Raw genomic sequence first — 17,710 nt, forward strand, 5'->3', positions numbered from 1 at the left:
TGCGCAGACAGCAACTCGACGGTTTTGATTTCGGAGGTGCGGCGATGGCGGGACCCCGAGTGGTGATCATCGGAGCAGGCGTCGTGGGAGCGGCCCTCGCTGACGAGATCTCCGCGCGCGGCTGGACCGAAGTGACCGTGGTCGACCAGGGCCCGCTGCCGGCCACGGGAGGCTCCACCTCACACGCGCCGGGCCTGGTCTTCCAGACGAACTCCTCCAAGACCATGACCGAGTTGGCCCGCTACACGGTCGAGAAGTTCTGTTCCCTCGACGTCGACGGCAAGCCCTGCTTCCTGCAGGTCGGCGGCCTCGAAGTGGCGACCACCCCCGAGCGCGTCGCCGAACTGCACCGCCGCCACGGCTGGATCACCGCCTGGGGCATCGAGGCCCGGCTGCTGAGCCCCGAGGAGTGCGTCGAGCAGCACCCGCTCGTCAACCCGGACAAGGTCCTCGGCGGCCTCCTCGTCCCGACCGACGGCCTCGCCAAGGCCGTCCTCGCCGTCGAGGCGCAGATCCGCCGGGCCACCCAGCGCGGCGTACGCTTCCTCGCCCGCCACGAGGTCCTCGACGTCCAGCAGAGCGAGGGCCGTGTCACCGGCGTCCTCACCGACCAGGGCGAGATCCCCGCCGACATCGTCGTATGCTGCGCCGGCATCTGGGGCCCGAAGATCGCCCGCATGGTCGGCATGAACCTCCCGCTCACCCCGCTCGGCCACCAACTCGCCTGGACCGGCCCGGTACCGGCGCTCGCGGGCCAGACCGAGGAGGCCGTGCGCCCGATCCTGCGCCACCAGGACGCCGACCTCTACTACCGCGACCGCTTCGACGGCATCGGCATCGGCTACTACGGCCACCGCCCGATGCCCATCTCCGCCGACGACATCCTCTCCGTGGACGAGGCCGACGAGATGCCGTCGGTCCTGAAGTTCACCGAGGACGACTTCGAGGACGCCTGGAGCGAGACCCAGTCCCTGCTCCCCGCGACGCGCGAGGCCAAGGTCGAGGAGGGCATCAACGGCCTGTTCTCCTTCACCACCGACGGCCAGCCGCTCCTCGGCGAGTCCCCGGACGTCAAGGGCTTCTGGGTCGCCGAGGCCGTCTGGGTCACCCACTCCGCCGGCGTCGGCCGGGCCATGGCCGAATGGCTGGTCGACGGCTACTGCTCGTCCTTCGACCTGCACGAGTGCGACGTCAACCGTTTCGAACCGCACCAGCTCGCCCCCGAGTACGTCCTGGCCCGCGACTGCCAGAACTTCGTCGAGGTCTACGACATCCTGCACCCGCTCCAGCCGTCGGGGGACCCGCGCCCGATCCGCACGAGCCCCTTCCACGCCCGCCAGCAGGAACTCGGCGCCTTCTTTCTGGAGGCGAACGGCTGGGAGCGCCCCCAGTGGTACGAGGCCAACGCGAGCCTGCTGGAAGGCCGTTCCATCCCGACCCCGAACGACTGGGCCGCGCGCTACTGGTCCCCGATCGTCGGCGCCGAGGCGCAGACCACCCGCGAGACCGTCGCGATGTACGACATGACGGCCCTCAAGCGCCTTGAGGTCGCCGGCCCCGGTGCCGCCGCCTTCCTGGAGGGACTGTCCACCGGCAAGATCGACAAGTCCGTCGGCTCCGTCACGTACACCCTCCTGCTGGACGAGGACGGCGGCATCCGCAGCGATGTCACCGTCGCCCGGCTGGCCCGCGACCTCTTCCAGGTCGGCGCCAACGGCAACCTGGACCTCGACTGGTTCACCCGCCACCTCCCCGCCGACGGCACGGTCCAGGTCCGTGACATCACCCCGGGCACCTGCTGCATCGGCCTGTGGGGCCCGCTCGCCCGCAAGGTCCTGCAGCCCCTCACCGACGCGGACTTCTCCAACGACGGCCTGAAGTACTTCCGCGCCAAGCGCGCCCACATCGGCTCCGTCCCCGTCACCGCGATGCGCCTTTCCTACGTCGGCGAGCTGGGCTGGGAGCTGTACACCACCGCCGACTTGGGCCAGAAGCTGTGGGACACCCTGTGGCAGGCGGCCAAGCCGCTGGGCGGCATCATCGCAGGCCGTGGCGCCTTCAACAGCCTCCGCCTGGAGAAGGGCTACCGCTCCTTCGGCACCGACATGACCTACGAGCACGACCCCTACGAGGCCGGCGTCGGCTTCGCCGTCAAGCTCGACAAGGGCGACTTCATCGGCAAGGCGGCCCTTGAGCGCCGTAAGACCGACGTACGACGCAAGCTGAGCTGCCTCACCATCGACGACCCGCAGTCCGTCGTCATGGGCAAGGAGCCGGTGTACGACGGTGACCGCGCCGTCGGCTACGTCACCAGCGCCGCCTACGGCTACACGATCGGCAAGGGCATCGCCTATGCCTGGCTCCCGGCGGAACTCGCCACCCCCGGCACCACCGTGCACATCGGCTACTTCGACCGGCGCATCGAGGCGGTCGTGGCCGAGGAGCCCCTGTTCGACCCGACCATGTCCCGCCTCCGTGGCTAAGCGACGACTTCGAGAGAAGGAGCACTGCCGGTGACCGCTCAGTTGCTGGACGGCAAGGCGACCGCCGCCGCGATCCGCCGCGAACTCGTCGAGCGCGTGGCCAAGTTGACCGCCACCGGCGGCCGTCCGCCGGGGCTCGGCACGGTCCTGGTCGGCGACGACCCCGGCAGCCGCGCCTACGTCGGCGGCAAGCACCGGGACTGCGCGCAGATCGGCGTCGCCTCCATCCGCCGTGAACTGCCCGCCGACGCCACGCAGGCACAGGTCGAGGACGTCATCGACGAACTCAACGCCGACCCGGCCTGCACCGGCTACATCGTCCAACTCCCGCTGCCGCGTCACCTGGACGCAGGCGCCGTCCTGGAACGCATGGACCCGGCCAAGGACGCCGACGGCCTGCACCCCGTCAGCCTCGGCCGGCTCACCCTCGGCGTCGAAGCCCCGCTGCCCTGTACCCCGCGCGGCATCGTCGAACTGCTCCGCCGGTACGACGTGCCGATCACCGGAGCACGGGTGTGTGTGATCGGCCGGGGCATCACGGTCGGACGGCCCCTCGGCCTGCTCCTCACCCGCAGGTCCGAGAACGCCACCGTGACCCTGTGCCACACCGGCACCAAGGGCCTGGCCTGGCACGTACGCGAGGCGGACATCGTCATCGCGGCGGCCGGCTCACCCGGGCTGATCACCAAGGACATGCTGCGCCCCGGCGCCGCGGTCCTGGACGTCGGCATCACCCGTACCGACCACGGGCTGGTCGGCGACGTACACCCGGACGCGGCCTCGGTCGCCGGGTGGCTCGCGCCGATGCCCGGGGGCGTAGGACCCATGACGCGGGCCATGCTGCTCGCCAACGTCGTCGAGGCCGCCGAGAGGAACGCGAACGCCGTATGAACGTGACGGCCCCCAAGCACCCGCTGTATCAGTACCTTTCAGAAGACGGAGACGTCCGATGAGCCCCCGTACCCCAGGCGCCGACCTCCCGGACCACCCCGACTTCCTCTGGCGCACACCCGAACCGAAGCGGTCGTACGACGTGGTGATCGTCGGCGGCGGCGGACACGGCCTCGCCACCGCCCACTACCTGGCGAAGAACCACGGCATCACCAACGTCGCCGTGCTGGAGAAGGGCTGGCTCGCGGGCGGCAACATGGCCCGCAACACCACGATCATCCGCTCCAACTACCTGTGGGACGAGAGCGCCGGCATCTACGAGCACGCGCTCAAGCTGTGGGAGGGACTCGGGGAGGAGCTCGACTACCCGATCCTCTTCTCCCAGCGTGGTGTGCTGAACCTCGCCCACAGCCTCCAGGACGTCCGCGACAGCGTGCGCCGCGTCGAGGCGAACCGCCTCAACGGCGTGGACGCGGAGTGGCTCGACGCGGACGGCGTCAAGGAAGTCTGCCCGATCGTCAACATCTCCCCGGACGTGCGCTATCCGGTCCTGGGCGCCACCTACCAGCCGCGCGCCGGCATCGCCAAGCACGACTACGTGGCGTGGGGCCTGGCCCGCTCGGCGGACGCCGCCGGCATCGACATCATCCAGAACTGCGAGGTCACCGGCCTGGACGTGGTCGGCAACCGGGTGGTCGGAGTCCAGACGAACCTCGGCCCCATCGCGGCGGGCAAGGTGGCGCTCTGCTCCGCGGGCCACACCTCGGTCCTGGCCGCCATGGCCGGCATCGAACTCCCCGTCCAGAGCCATCCGTTGCAGGCGCTGGTGTCGGAGCTGCTGGAGCCGGTGCACCCGACGGTCGTCATGTCCAACGCGGTCCACGTGTACGTCAGCCAGGCGCACAAGGGCGAGCTGGTGATGGGCGCGGGCATCGACGCGTACAACTCCTACACCCAGCGCGGCGCCTTCCACATCATCGAAGAACAGATGTCCGCGGCCCTGGAGCTCTTCCCGGTCTTCGCCCGCGCCCATGTGCTGCGCACCTGGGGCGGCATCGTGGACGTCAGCCCCGACGCCTCGCCGATCATCGGGCTCAGCCCCGTCGACAATCTCTACCTCAACTGCGGCTGGGGCACGGGTGGCTTCAAGGCCACGCCGGGCGTGGGCTGGGTCTACGCCCACACCATCGCCCACGACACCCCGCACGCCCTCAACGCCCCCTTCTCGCTCGACCGTTTCACCACCGGCGCGCTCGTCGACGAGCACGGCGCTGCCGCGGTGGCCCACTAGGGAGCCCAACCATGCTGCTCATCCCCTGCCCGTGGTGCGGGCCCCGCGACGAGGCCGAGTTCCACTACGGCGGCCAGGCCCACGTGCCGTACCCCGAGGACCCGTCGGCCCTCACCGACGAGGAGTGGGCCCGCTACCTGTTCTTCCGCGACAACCCGAAGGGCCCGTTCGCCGAGCGCTGGAGCCACGCGGCGGGCTGCCGCAAGTGGTTCAACGCGGTACGGGACACGGCCACGAACGAGATCCTGGCGGTGTACCGGGCGGGTGAGGAACGCCCGGCAACGCTTGAGCCCCGCCCGGTGCACTCAGCCTGTCTGGGGGTACCCGCTCTGGGGGAGTTTGAGGACAAGGCCCCTTCAGGGCCGACGGGGGTCCAGGGGGCGGAGCCCCCTCAGGAGGGGACGGGTAGGGGCGGAGGGGGCGCTGCATCCAGCGGCTCCGCCGCAGGCCAGCCGTTCCGCCACCCCACCCGCGGCCGAATCCACCGCGACACCCCCCTCACCTTCACCTTCGACGGCACCGAGTACCAGGGCCACCGAGGCGACACCCTCGCCTCCGCCCTCCTCGCCAACGGCGTCATCAAGGCCGGCACCAGCATCAAGCTCGGCCGCCCCCGAGGCATCTTCTCGGCCGGTGTGGAGGAGCCCAACGCGGTCGTCCAGATCGAGGCGCCCTTCCCCGAGCCGATGCTCCCCGCGACCACCGTCGAGCTCTACGACGGCCTGGTCGCGAGCAGCCTCCACGGCCAGGGCCGCCTCGCCACCGAACCGGACCCCGCCCGCTACGACGCCGTACACGCCCACTGCGACCTGCTGGTCGTCGGCGCGGGACCGGCCGGCCTCGCCGCGGCGGCGGCCGCCGCCCGCAGCGGAGCCCGTGTCATCCTCGCCGACGACCAACCGGAGCTGGGCGGCAGCCTCCTGGGCACGGCCGAACACCTCGACTGGGTGGCGGACGTCACCGGGCAGCTCGACAACGCCCCCGAGGTGCGCGTCCTGCGCCGTACCACCGTCTTCGGCTACTACGACGACAACCACCTCCTCGCCGTCGAACGCCGTACCAACCACCTCGGCGCCGACGCCCCCGGGAATGTCTCCCGCGAGCGCGTCTGGCGCATCCGCGCGCGTCGCGTCGTCCTGGCCACCGGCGCCCACGAGCGCTCGCTGGCGTTCGCGGACAACGACCGCCCCGGCGTGATGCTCGCCGCCTCGGCCCGCACCTACGTCAACCGCCACGGTGTGCTGCCCGGCCGCCTCGCGGTCGTCCTCACCACCAACGACAGTGCCTACGCGGCAGCGCTGGACCTCACCGCGGCGGGCGTGGACATCGCGGCGATCGTCGACACCCGCCCCGCACCGGGAGAGTGGGCGGAGCGCGCTCGGCAGGCGGGTATCGAGGTGGTGGCCGGGCACGCCGTCACCGGCACGGAGGGCGACGCGCGGCTCACCGCGGTGACCATCGCCCCGTACGGAGAGTCCGTGGGACAGCGGGAGTTTGCGGCTGACCTGCTGCTGGTCTCCGGCGGCTGGAACCCGGTGGCTCACCTGTTCAGCCAGTCGGGCGGCAAGCTGCGGTACGACGAGGCACTGGGCTCCTTCGTGCCGGACACCTGCCGGCAGGCGGTCGAGGTCGTGGGCAGCGCGAGCGGCGTCCTGGATCCGGCCGAGGTCCTGGCCCAGGGCGCCGCCGCTGGTGCCCGCGCGATCGAGGCCGAGGGCTACACCCCGCAGGCGCCCCGCCTGCCGGCGGTGGCCGCACGGCCGCGGCAGACGCCGGCGATGCACGTGTACGTCGTCCCCGGTGCTTCGGACGCCCCCCGCTTCGTCGACCTCCAACGCGACGTCACCATCGACGACCTGGCCCGGGCGGCCGGCGCCGGTCTGCGCTCGGTCGAGCACACCAAGCGCTACACGACGGCGGGCACCGCCAACGACCAGGGCAAGACCTCCGGGGTCCTGGCCAGCGGCGTCGTCGCCGAACTGCTCGGCGTGGACATCTGCGCGCTCGGCACGACCACGTTCCGGCCGCCGTACACGCCGGTCTCCTTCGCGGCGCTCGCCGGCCGCGACCGCGGCGCCCTGAGCGATCCGGTCCGCACGACCGCCATCCACGAGTGGCATGTCGCGCACGGCGCCCTCTTCGAGAACGTCGGCCAGTGGAAGCGCCCCTGGTACTACCCGCAGGACGGCGAGGACATGGAAGCCACGGTCCTGCGCGAGTGTGCCGCCGCCCGCGACGGCGTGGCCTTCATGGACGCCTCCACCCTCGGCAAGATCGACGTACAGGGCCCGGATGCGGGCGTCTTCCTCGACCGGCTCTACACCAACATGATGAGCACCCTGAAGGTAGGCATGATCCGCTACGGCGTGATGTGCCGCCTCGACGGCATGGTCTTCGACGACGGCACCGTCATCCGCCTCGCCCAGGACCGCTTCCTGGTCACCACCACGACCGGCAACGCGGCCGGCGTACTGGACTGGATGGAGGAATGGCTGCAGACCGAGTGGCCCGAACTGAAGGTCCACTGCACGTCCGTGACCGAACAGTGGGCCACCGTCGCCCTCGTCGGCCCCCGCTCCCGCGACGTTCTCGGCGCGCTGGCACCCCAACTGGCCGTGGCCAACGACGAGTTCCCGTTCATGGCATGGCGGGAGACGATCGTCGCGGGCATCGAGGCCAGGGTGTGCCGGATCAGCTTCTCCGGCGAACTCGCCTACGAGATCAACGTGTCACCCTGGGAAGCACTCACCCTGTGGCAGGCGCTGTATGAGGCCGGTTCCCCGTACGGCATCACCCCGTACGGCACCGAGACCATGCATGTCCTGCGCGCCGAGAAGGGCTACCCCATCATCGGCCAGGACACCGACGGCACCGTCACGCCGCAGGACCTCGGCATGAACTGGGTGGTGTCGAAGAAGAAGCCCGACTTCATCGGCAAGCGCTCCTACGCCCGTGCGGACAGCGTCCGCCCCGACCGCAAGCACTTGGTCGGCCTTCTCCCCGAGGACCCGGGCACCTTCCTTCCCGAGGGCACGCACCTGGTCGCCGACAGCGAGCTGCCCGCGCCGCCCGTCCCGATGCTCGGCCACGTCACCTCCAGCTACCGCAGTGCCGCCCTCGGCCGGACCTTCGCGCTCGCCCTGATCAAGGGCGGCCGGGACCGCATCGGCGAGCGGCTGTACGCCCCCGTCGGCGACCGGCTGGTCCCGGTGACCGTCGCAAGCCCCGTCCTCTACGACCCCGAGGGAGCCCGTCGCGATGGCTGACACCGCCCCGACCGCCCCGCCCCGCAGCCCCTTGTCGCAGGTCGCGGACCGCCTGGCCGCCGTGACCCGCACGTCAGGGGGCGCGATCCGGCTGGCCGAACTGCCTTTCCTGGCCCAGATCAACGTGCGCCTCGACGCCAAGGGAGCGGCGGCGGACGCCGTCGGGCTCGCGCTGGGCCTGCAACTGCCCCTCGAACCCAACACCGTCGTACGCGCCGGGGATTTGACCGTGCTGTGGCTCGGCCCGGACGAATGGCTGCTGGTCGGCAGGCCCGACAGTGAACGGGACCTGGAGAGCCGGATCCGGGAGGCAGCGGGAGACGAGCCCGTCTCCGTCACCGACGTCTCCGCCCAGCGCACCACGCTCCTCGTGACGGGTCCCCGCGCCCACGATCTGCTGGCGCACGGCTGCGCGCTGGACCTGCATCCGAGGGCCTTCGGCTCCGGTCGCTGCGCCCAGACGACACTGGGCCGCACGCAGGTCGTCCTGGTCTCCAGGGACGAACCCAGGGCCGGGTTCTGGGTACTGGTCCGTTCGTCCTTCGCCGGCTATCTGGCGGACTGGTTGCTGGACGCGGCGACGGAGTACGTCTGAGCGACCTCGGCGGGGGTTGCCCCCCGTCGCACTCGTGGGAGCCCCTCGACGGGGCTCCCACAGGGCTTTGTGCAGCAAGTTTCGTCCTACGCTTCGAAGGCTGGAACTCTGTGACCGCCACCGCTCACGTCACCACCCCGCCACACCCGGGAACGCCCGAACTCCACCCGCACGGGCTGCCACGGTCCGGCCGCACGCTGGTCATGGGCGTCGTGAACGTCACCCCGGACTCGTTCTCCGACGGTGGGCTGTCGTTCGCTCCGCAAGCGGCTGTCGCGCACGGACTCGCGCTGTTCGAGCAGGGCGCGGACAGCGTGGACGTGGGCGGGGAGTCGACCCTCCCTCAGACTCCGTCCGGGGGGACCCCCATCTCGCTTCGCTCGGCGTGGCCCGCCCGCCGGTCGAGGAGGAGCTGCGACGCGTCCTGCCCGTCGTCCGGCAACTCACCGCGACGGGCGGGACCGTCAGCGTCGACACCATGCGGGCCGAGGTCGCCGCCCGCGCGCTCGACGCCGGCGCACGGCTGGTCAACGACGTCTCAGGGGGCCTTGCCGACCCCGCGATGCTGCCGCTCATGGCCCGGGCGGACCTGCCGTACGTGGCGATGCACTGGCGCGGACACGCCGCCGGCATGCGGGCGAACGCCGTCTATGACGACGTGATCACCGACGTGGTCGACGAACTGCGCCTGCGGATCGAGGCCGCGCTGGAGGCGGGGATCAGGCCCGGTCGCCTGATCATCGACCCCGGGCTGGGCTTCGCCAAGGAGTCCGGGCACAACTGGGAGCTGCTGGGCCGTCTCGGGGACGTCGTCGCACTGGGCCGTCCCGTCCTCGTGGGCGCGTCACGCAAGTCGTTCCTGGGCCGGCTGCCGGCGGACCCGGTGACGGGACAACCCCGCCCGGCACGGCTGCGGGACGCCGCGACCACCGCCGTGTCCGTTCTCGCCGCCGCGCAGGGCGCCTGGTGCCTGCGGGTGCACGATGTCGCCTCGACGCTCGACGCGGTGCGGGTGACAGCCCGCTGGGGCGCCGAGGCGGCGGCGTCGGTACGGTCCCTCAGATCGTTCGAGGCTCAGCCCGGATAACCCATCCGGTGGCTGATCTCCGCCGCGCCCTTGAGCAGCACGGGCGCGAGCTCGTGGATGCGTTCCTCGGTGAAGCGGTACGCGGGGCCGGAGGCGCTCAGGGCGGCGACGACCTCGCCGTCGCGGGCCCGGACCGGGGCCGCGACGGCGTGCAGTCCGATCTCGAGCTCCTCCAGAGTCACCGCGTACCCACGCTCCCGCGCCTCGGCGAGGTTCTTCTCCAGCTTCGTTCTCACGGTCAGGGTGTGCGGCGTCAGCTTCTGCATCCCGGACGCCGTGAGCACGTCGGCGCGCTCCTTCGCCGGCGCGCCGATCTCCTCGGTGAGCCGCTCGCACACCTGCCGGCCCTGCTGTGTGATGTCGAGGCGGCCCGTGACCGCACCGGCCAGCCGCACGATCCCGAGGCCGAGCCGGTACTTGCCCCGCTCGGCCGTCTGCTCGACCAGTCCGCGCGCTTCCAGCGCCCCGAGCAGGCGGAACGCGGTCGACTTGTGGACGTCGATCTCGGCGGCGACCTCGCTGACACCGGCCTCGCCGCGCTGGGCGAGGATCTCCAGGATGCTGACGGCACGGTCGACGGACTGAACTCCGGTCACCGCGAGACCTGTTGTTTCGCTCTCTGCGGTGTAGTTGCTCATAGCGCAACCATACGCGGTCGTGTCCACGGGCCCGCAGGGGTTCCGGAAGGTTAGGACCATGGCAGGATCCGGCTGCCCGCGTGGTCCCACGGCCCGTCCCGTCAGCGGAAGACCACGGTGCAGCTCCCGTTGGTCAGCACACGACTCTCGCTGTGCCACTCCACGGCGCGGGAGAGCACATGGGCCTCGACGTCACGGCCGATGGTGACCAGCTCGTCGGGGGCGCGCGAGTGGTCCACGCGGACGACGTCCTGCTCGATGATCGGGCCCTCGTCGAGGTCGGACGTGACGTAGTGCGCCGTGGCCCCGACGAGCTTGACGCCTCGCTGGTGTGCCTGGACGTACGGCCGTGCTCCCTTGAAGCTCGGCAGGAAGGAGTGGTGGATGTTGATGGCCCGTCCGTCGAGCTGCTTGCACAGGTCGTCGGAGAGGACCTGCATGTAGCGGGCGAGGACCACGAGGTCGATGTCCAGTTCGTCGACGAGGCTCAGCAGTCGCGCCTCGGCCTCCGCCTTGGTCTCCGTCGTCACCGGGATGTGGTGGAAGGGGACGTCGTAGGTCTGCGCCAGCGGCTCGAAGTCGCGGTGATTGGAGACGATCGCCGGGATCTCGATGTTGAGCGCGCCCGTGGACCTGCGGAAGAGCAGGTCGTTGAGGCAGTGGCCGAACTTCGACACCATGATCAGGGTTCGCGTCGGGGTCGAGGCGTCCTGCATTCGCCAGCTGATCCCGTACGCCTGGCCGACCGGGCCGAACCCCGTGTGCAGGTCCTCCGGTGAGACGTCGGGATCCGAGACATCGAAGTGCACCCGCATGAAGAAGCGGTCCTGCAGCCGGTCGTTGAACTGCTGGCTCTCCAGGATGTTTCCGGAGTGGCTCACGAGAAAGGTGGTCACGGCGTGGACGAGGCCGGCCTGGTCGGGGCACGAAAGGGTGAGGACGAACTCGCGGCCGGGCTGCGGTCGAGGGGACATGGCATCCTCCGTCGTGTCATGGTGGTGCGTATCGTGCAACGTATTGGGTGATACGCAACATGCTCCAATGGGAGTGACCGGCTGGTCAAGGGATGGCGTGCAACTGTCACGACCGCGAGTGATCGTTCCGGTCGACGGGCGGACGTATATGCGGAGTCCGCTCGCGCATTTCAGGCCCGGCGGGGGTGGCCGAGGCGGTCCGAGATCTTCTCGGCCGCTGCCTGCACCAGGGCGGAAGCCTCCGGTAGCCGCTGCTCGGTCAACAGGAAGGACGGCCCCGAGGCGCTGAGCGCGGCCACCACCTGCCCATTGAGGGAGAAGACCGGTGCGGCCACCGCGTTCAGACCCCGTTCGAGCGCTTCGACGCTGTGGGCGCAGCCGTCCGTACGGGTGTGCTCCAGCTGTGCCCGGAGGGTCCCGGGGTCGGTGACGGGCGGTGTGCAGCTCTCCAGTGGCGCCGCGAGCCTGCTCTCGAGCTCGGGTTCGGGGAGATGGGTCAGTAGTGTCTTGCCGCTGGACGTGGCATGCAGCGGCGTGCGCCTCCCCGGCCAGTTGTGCGTGATGATGGCCGAGGGGCCGAGCACCTGGTCGACGGTGATGGCGGCGTCCCGGTCGAGGATGGCCAGGTTGATGGTCTCCGCGACCTGATCCGCCAACTGCTCGCACATCCGGCGGCTCTGCTGGGAGAGGTCCAGCCGGACTGTGGCGGTGCCGGCCAGACGGATCAGGCCGCGGCCGAGTCGGTACTTGCCCCGCTGCTCCGCCCAGGACGTGATTGACCTCCCCGCGATCGGAAAGTGTCATGCCGACTCCCCGGGGTCGCACTCCCATGTGCCGCTGACGATCCTTTCGTCGTCCGAGGTGAAGATCCGTCGGCTGCGCGTCTGCATGGGGTCGCCGAGCGGTGTGGCCGTCGGCGGGGAGCGCCGCGACAGCCTGCGGGGGAGCGGCAACTGACGTCACCGGCCGACTTCCAACGGGATGGCAAGTTGGCTCTGCCAACCCCTTGACAGTGGATGTCCGCAGGGAGACAGTTTGTCGTTTGTTGCTTATGGTGAATATGATTGCGTAATGCGCAACAGAGTCTCAGCCTCGGTCCTCATTCGGGCCCCGGCGAAGTTCACTCTCTCCCCGCGTCGATCGCTCCCCGGAGTGGTCGACGTTCCCGCCCTCCGGAACATCCCCGTCGAAGTCGGCATTCGGCCGCCCCTCAGCGAGGAGATCGACAGTGACACACGCAGTACGCGCCGTCGTCGCCCGGAAGAAGGGCGCCCCGGTACCGGTGGAGACCATCCTGGTGCCGGACCCCGGACCCCGGACCCCGGACCCCGGACCCCGGACCCCGGACCCCGGTGAGGCGCTGGTGCGGGGGCAGGCCTGCGGCGTCTGCCACACCGACCTGCACTACGGGGAGGGCGGGATCACCGACGAGTTTCCGTTCCTGCTCGGCCATGAGGCCTCGGGTGTCGTCGAGGCGGTCGGCAACGGTGTCACCGTCCGCGTCTCACCATCGCTCGGCCTCGGCTCCGGTCCGCAGGTCGAGACCGCCGAACTGCACCTGCTCAAGGGCTCCCGGCTCGTCCTCTGCGCCAACGGGCTCGTCGAATACCGCGACCGCGGCATCGACACCGGCCTCGAACTTCTCGGAGGCTCCCTGGCACACCCCGACCAGACCCCGGAACAGGCCTGCCAGGGGTTACTCGACGCCCTGCTGTCCGACCACCCCGCCGACGACATCGCCTTCACCACCGCGCTCATCCTGAGCGAACTGGTCACCAACGCCATCCGCTACGGCACCGATCCCATCCGGCTCCGTCTGCTGTACGACCGTAACGGCCTGATCTGCGAAGCCGCGGACGGCAGCAGCACCTCCCCGCATCCGCGCCGCGCGGCCACCACCGACGAAGGCGCCCGAGGGCTGTCCCCTGCTGGACCAGTGGGACGAGCCGACGCTCTGACCGTCGGAGCCCCGGCCTCCCTTCAGGCACTTCCGTTGCGAGCTGCGCAACATTGCGCGCATTCGGGAACCGATGTTCGGCTCCTCCCTCTTGACAGCGCCCGGGCGCCACGGAAAGCATGTTGCGCATAGCGATTATCGTTGTGTCATGTGAGACAACTCCCCGTCTGGAGCCGACATGAGGAGCATCACTGTCGTCGGAGCGTCGCTGGCAGGCCTGAGCACGGTCCGCGCACTGCGCGCGGAGGGCTACGACGGCGAGATCGTCGTCGTGGGGGAGGAGCGCCACACTCCCTACGACCGCCCGCCGCTGTCCAAGGACTTCCTCAAAGGGGACCTCAACGCCGACGCGCTCGCGCTCGGCGACGCGGACGAGTACGAGGTCCTGGACGTGCAGTGGCTGCTCGGCGAGCGCGCGGTGCGGCTCGACCCCGTTTCCCGGACCGTCACTCTGGCCGGAGGACGGCGTGTGCGCACCGACGGCATCGTCGTCGCGACCGGTGCCAGTCCCCGGACGCTTCCCGGCACGGACGGGATGGCCGGTGTCCACACCCTGCGCACCCTGGACGACGCCCAGGCCCTGCGCTCCGAGCTGCTGGACGGCCTGCCCCGGGTCGTTGTCATCGGCGCCGGCTTCATCGGCGCCGAGGTGGCGTCCACCGCCCACCGGCTCGGGCTCCACGTCACCGTCGTCGAGGTGCTGGACGTACCGCTGGAACGCCAACTGGGGCGCGAGATGGGGCTGGTGTGCTCCTCTCTCCACCACGATCACGGGGTCAGCCTGCTGCGCGGAACCGGAGTGGCGGGACTCGTCGGCGAGGGCCGGGTGACCGGCGTACGGCTGGCGGACGGGCGAGTGCTGTCCGCCGACATCGTCGTGGTCGGGGTGGGTGTCAGGCCCGCCACCGACTGGCTCGCCGGTTCCGGTGTGCGGGTGGACGACGGTGTGGTGTGCGACGCCGGCTGCGCGACCAGCGTCCCGCGTGTGGTCGCCGTCGGTGATGTGGCCCGCTGTCCCAACCCGTTCACCGGACGGCACGCCCGCATCGAGCACTGGAGCAACGCCACCGAGCAGGCGCGGACCGCCGCCCGCACGCTGCTCTCCGGTGTGTCGGCCCCGGCACCCCTGACCGCGCCGTACTTCTGGTCAGACCAGTACGAGGTGCGCATCCAGCTCGCCGGGCATGTCGCCCCCGGTGCCGAGCCCGAGGTCGTCGAAGGCGACGTCGACGGCCGCTCCTTCACGGCCGTCTACCGGCGTGAGGGCACCCCCGTCGCCGTGCTCTCCCTGAACCAGCCGAAGTTCTTCAACCGGCTCCGCCGCACCCTCGTCCCCGCCGCCGCGGTCGTCGTCTCATGATCTCCCCACCCCGGCTCCCCCTCCCGTCCTCACGGGAGACCGTCCTGAGCATTCCGCGGCACCTGCGTTACACCTGGGACCACGGGTGGCTGGTCGTGGACGAGGGCAACACCACCGTCGGCATCGCCGCGTTCGCGGCGAAGACCCTGGGCGACGTCGTCCACCTGCGGCTGCCCGAAGTCGGCAGGCGGGTCGAGGCGGGGGAGAGCTGTGGCGAGATCAGGGCGCTGACCTCCGTGAGCGGCCTGTACGCCCCCGCCTCGGGAGAGGTCCTGGAAGTCAACACGGCGCTGGCCGACGACCCCGGCGTCGTCGACGCCGCTCCCTACACCGTCGGCCGGCGGTTCAGGCTGCGCGTCGAGAACATCGCCGGCGCCCTGTCCGCCGATGCCTATGTCGCCCACTGCGCTCACACCCAAGGAGACCGTCGATGACCCTCTTCAACCAGCCCCTGCGCGAGCTGGACCCGGCCATCGCCGCCGCGGTCGACGCCGAGCTGCACCGCCAGCAGTCCACCCTGGAGATGATCGCCTCGGAGAACTTCGCTCCGGTCGCGGTCATGGAGGCCCAGGGCTCGGTGCTGACCAACAAGTACGCCGAGGGCTACCCCGGCCGCCGCTACTACGGCGGCTGCGAGCACGTCGACGTGGCCGAGCAGATCGCGATCGACCGGGTCAAGGAGCTGTTCGGCGCCGAGTACGCCAACGTCCAGCCGCACTCGGGTGCCTCCGCCAACCAGGCCGCCCTCTTCGCGCTGGCCCAGCCCGGCGACACCATCCTCGGCCTGGACCTGGCCCACGGCGGCCACCTCACCCACGGCATGAAGATCAACTTCTCGGGCAAGCAGTTCCACGTGGTCGCCTACCACGTGGACACCGAGACCGGTCTGGTCGACATGGATGAGCTGGAGCGGCTGGCCAAGGAGCACCGGCCGAGGGTGATCATCGCGGGCTGGTCGGCGTACCCGCGGCAGCTGGACTTTGTCGAGTTCCGCCGGATCGCCGACGAGGTCGGGGCGTACCTGTGGGTCGACATGGCGCACTTCGCGGGGCTGGTCGCGGCCGGGCTCCACCCGAACCCGGTGGAGTACGCGGACGTCGTCACGTCCACGACGCACAAGACGCTCGGCGGCCCGCGCGGCGGCATCATCCTGGCGAAGCAGGCGTTCGCGAAGAAGCTGAACTCCTCGGTCTTCCCGGGCTTCCAGGGCGGTCCCCTGGAGCACGTGATCGCGGCGAAGGCGGTGTCCTTCAAGGTGGCGGCCTCGCAGGAGTTCAGGGAGCGGCAGCGCCGTACGGTCGAGGGCGCGCGGATCCTCGCCGAGCGTCTGACGGCCACCGACGCCCGTGAGGCCGGGGTCAACGTGCTGTCCGGCGGCACGGACGTGCACCTGATCCTGGTCGACCTGCGCGCCTCCGAGCTGGACGGGCAGCAGGCCGAGGACCGCCTCCACGAGGTCGGCATCACGGTCAACCGCAACGCCGTCCCCAACGACCCCCGCCCGCCGATGGTCACCTCCGGCCTGCGCATCGGCACCCCCGCCCTCGCCACCCGCGGCTTCACCGCCCAGGACTTCACCGAGGTCGCCGACGTCATCGCCGAGGCGCTCAAGGCGCCCTCTCCCTTCGGGGCGGCCGACGCGGAGGCCCTCAAGACCCGGGTCAAGGCCCTGGCGGACAAGCACCCGCTCTACCCCGGCCTGTAACCGACAACCTTCCGCAGGGGCGTGCCCGTGACCTTGCGGCACGTCCCTCAATCCCACGGAGTATGGCGTGGCAATCAGCGTCTTCGACCTGTTCTCCATCGGCATCGGCCCGTCCAGCTCGCACACCGTCGGCCCCATGCGTGCCGCTGGGATGTTCGCCGCCCGGCTGAAGAAGGACGGCCTGCTCGCCCAGACCACCGCCGTACGGGCGGAGCTGTTCGGCTCCCTCGGAGCCACCGGCCACGGCCATGGCACCCCCAAGGCCGTGCTGCTGGGTCTGGAGGGCAACGAGCCGCACACGGTCGACGTCGCCCAGGCCGACCTGGACGTCGAGCGAATCCGCAGCACCGGGCGCATCCGCGTTCTCGGTGCCGAAATCGGCCCGGCCCACGAGATCGACTTCGACGTCTCGACCCAGCTGGTCCTGCACCGGCGGCGCTCGCTGCCGTACCACGCCAACGGCATGATCCTTTTCGCGTACGACGCCGACGGTGTGCCGCTGCTCGAGAAGACGTACTACTCGGTCGGCGGCGGCTTCGTGGTCGACGAGGACGCCGTCGGGGCGGACCGGATCAAGCTCGACGACACCGTGCTCGCCCACCCGTTCCGCACGGGCGACGAGCTGCTGCGGCTCTCCCGGGAGACCGGCCTGTCGATCTCCGCGTTGATGCTGGAGAACGAGAAGTCCTGGCGCAACGAGGAGGAGATCCGCGCGGGCCTGCTGGAGATCTGGCGGGTCATGGAGGCCTGTGTCTCCCGAGGCCTCGGCCGCGAGGGCATCCTTCCCGGCGGCCTGAAGGTCCGCCGCCGAGCAGCTGCGGTAGCCCGGGCATTGCGCAGCGAGGGCGATCCGGCCGGCCGCGCGATGGAATGGGTGACTCTCTACGCGATGGCGGTGAACGAGGAGAACGCCGCGGGCGGCCGGGTCGTCACTGCTCCGACGAACGGCGCGGCGGGCATCATCCCCGCCGTACTTCGGTACTACCTCGACTTCGTGCCGGGCGCCGACGAGGAGAGCATCGTCCGCTTCCTACTCGCGGCGGGCGCCATCGGCATGCTCTTCAAGGAGAACGCCTCCATCTCAGGCGCCGAGGTCGGCTGCCAGGGCGAGGTCGGCGCCGCCTGCTCGATGGCCGCCGGCGGCCTCGCCGAGGTGCTGGGCGGCAGCCCGGAGCAGGTGGAGAACGCCGCCGAGATCGGTATGGAGCACAACCTGGGCCTGACCTGCGACCCGGTCGGCGGCCTGGTCCAGATCCCGTGCATCGAACGCAACGGCATGGCCGCGGTGAAGGCCGTCACCGCCGCCCGGATGGCCCTGCGCGGCGACGGCCGCCACCACGTCTCCCTCGACAAGGTCATCAAAACCATGAAGGAGACCGGCGCCGACATGAAGGTCAAGTACAAGGAGACCGCCCGTGGGGGCCTCGCCGTCAACGTCATTGAGTGCTGAGGCGGCGGACGGA

At 70.6% G+C, this 17,710-nt stretch carries 13 protein-coding genes and 3 pseudogenes; 13 read left to right on the top strand and 3 right to left on the bottom strand.

Annotated features, from left to right (window positions below):
• Positions 1-44 precede the first annotated feature (44 nt).
• From ACFZDJ_RS44875 to folP, 6 genes and pseudogenes are all read left to right on the top strand, one after another.
• Positions 45-2,483, top strand: coding sequence for an FAD-dependent oxidoreductase (locus ACFZDJ_RS44875; protein ID WP_391068063.1), 2,439 nt, complete (start codon positions 45-47; stop codon positions 2,481-2,483).
• Positions 2,484-2,513: 30 nt separating this feature from the next.
• The gene (locus ACFZDJ_RS44880; RefSeq protein ID WP_391068066.1) at positions 2,514-3,374 is read left to right on the top strand and encodes a bifunctional methylenetetrahydrofolate dehydrogenase/methenyltetrahydrofolate cyclohydrolase; all 861 of its coding nucleotides are present in this window, start codon (positions 2,514-2,516) and stop codon (positions 3,372-3,374) included.
• A gap of 58 nt (positions 3,375-3,432) precedes the next feature.
• Positions 3,433-4,665, top strand: coding sequence for a sarcosine oxidase subunit beta family protein (locus ACFZDJ_RS44885; RefSeq protein WP_384920522.1), 1,233 nt, complete (start codon positions 3,433-3,435; stop codon positions 4,663-4,665).
• Positions 4,666-4,676: 11 nt separating this feature from the next.
• Complete coding sequence (locus tag ACFZDJ_RS44890; RefSeq protein WP_391068069.1) at positions 4,677-7,931, top strand: sarcosine oxidase subunit alpha family protein; 3,255 nt, start codon at positions 4,677-4,679, stop codon at positions 7,929-7,931.
• Positions 7,924-8,526 (top strand): sarcosine oxidase subunit gamma family protein, encoded by a 603-nt coding sequence (locus tag ACFZDJ_RS44895; RefSeq protein ID WP_390933138.1) that lies wholly within the window; start codon positions 7,924-7,926, stop codon positions 8,524-8,526. The genes ACFZDJ_RS44890 and ACFZDJ_RS44895 overlap by 8 nt, the downstream gene beginning before the upstream one ends.
• 203 nt (positions 8,527-8,729) lie before the next feature.
• A pseudogene (folP, locus tag ACFZDJ_RS44900) lies at positions 8,730-9,613 on the top strand (dihydropteroate synthase).
• Here the strand turns inward: folP and ACFZDJ_RS44905 are convergent.
• From ACFZDJ_RS44905 to ACFZDJ_RS44915, 3 genes are all read right to left on the bottom strand, one after another.
• On the bottom strand, positions 9,601-10,251 hold the full coding sequence (locus tag ACFZDJ_RS44905; protein WP_390933137.1) for an IclR family transcriptional regulator C-terminal domain-containing protein: 651 nt from the start codon (positions 10,249-10,251) through the stop codon (positions 9,601-9,603). The pseudogene folP and the gene ACFZDJ_RS44905 overlap by 13 nt on opposite strands.
• A gap of 101 nt (positions 10,252-10,352) precedes the next feature.
• Positions 10,353-11,225, bottom strand: coding sequence for a formyltetrahydrofolate deformylase (gene purU, locus ACFZDJ_RS44910; protein WP_390933136.1), 873 nt, complete (start codon positions 11,223-11,225; stop codon positions 10,353-10,355).
• Between the two features lie 170 nt (positions 11,226-11,395).
• The gene (locus ACFZDJ_RS44915) at positions 11,396-11,893 is read right to left on the bottom strand and encodes an IclR family transcriptional regulator C-terminal domain-containing protein (protein WP_391068072.1); all 498 of its coding nucleotides are present in this window, start codon (positions 11,891-11,893) and stop codon (positions 11,396-11,398) included.
• 103 nt (positions 11,894-11,996) lie between these two features.
• Between ACFZDJ_RS44915 and ACFZDJ_RS44920 the strand changes: the two genes are divergently transcribed.
• The 7 genes and pseudogenes from ACFZDJ_RS44920 (at position 11,997) to ACFZDJ_RS44950 (ending at position 17,697) form a co-directional block, all read left to right on the top strand.
• Positions 11,997-12,182: a hypothetical protein gene (locus tag ACFZDJ_RS44920; protein WP_391068075.1), complete on the top strand. Its 186-nt coding sequence runs from the start codon at positions 11,997-11,999 to the stop codon at positions 12,180-12,182.
• A 271-nt stretch (positions 12,183-12,453) separates the two neighbouring features.
• Positions 12,454-12,720: pseudogene (locus ACFZDJ_RS44925) on the top strand (alcohol dehydrogenase catalytic domain-containing protein); the annotation flags it as partial.
• Positions 12,721-12,732: 12 nt separating this feature from the next.
• A pseudogene (locus ACFZDJ_RS44930) lies at positions 12,733-13,314 on the top strand (SpoIIE family protein phosphatase); the annotation flags it as partial.
• Between the two features lie 46 nt (positions 13,315-13,360).
• Positions 13,361-14,542 (top strand): FAD-dependent oxidoreductase, encoded by a 1,182-nt coding sequence (locus ACFZDJ_RS44935; protein WP_391068078.1) that lies wholly within the window; start codon positions 13,361-13,363, stop codon positions 14,540-14,542.
• On the top strand, positions 14,539-14,976 hold the full coding sequence (locus tag ACFZDJ_RS44940) for a glycine cleavage system protein H (RefSeq protein ID WP_391068081.1): 438 nt from the start codon (positions 14,539-14,541) through the stop codon (positions 14,974-14,976). Before ACFZDJ_RS44935 ends, ACFZDJ_RS44940 begins: the two co-directional genes overlap by 4 nt.
• A complete protein-coding gene (gene glyA / locus ACFZDJ_RS44945) occupies positions 14,973-16,247 on the top strand; it encodes a serine hydroxymethyltransferase (protein WP_390933132.1) in 1,275 nt (424 codons plus the stop codon). Before ACFZDJ_RS44940 ends, glyA begins: the two co-directional genes overlap by 4 nt.
• A gap of 67 nt (positions 16,248-16,314) precedes the next feature.
• Complete coding sequence (locus ACFZDJ_RS44950) at positions 16,315-17,697, top strand: L-serine ammonia-lyase (RefSeq protein WP_390933131.1); 1,383 nt, start codon at positions 16,315-16,317, stop codon at positions 17,695-17,697.
• The last annotated feature ends 13 nt before the right edge of the window (positions 17,698-17,710 follow it).

It is taken from the genome of Streptomyces sp. NPDC007896 (assembly GCF_042959425.1).
In the GTDB taxonomy this organism is placed as follows: Bacteria; Actinomycetota; Actinomycetes; order Streptomycetales; family Streptomycetaceae; genus Streptomyces.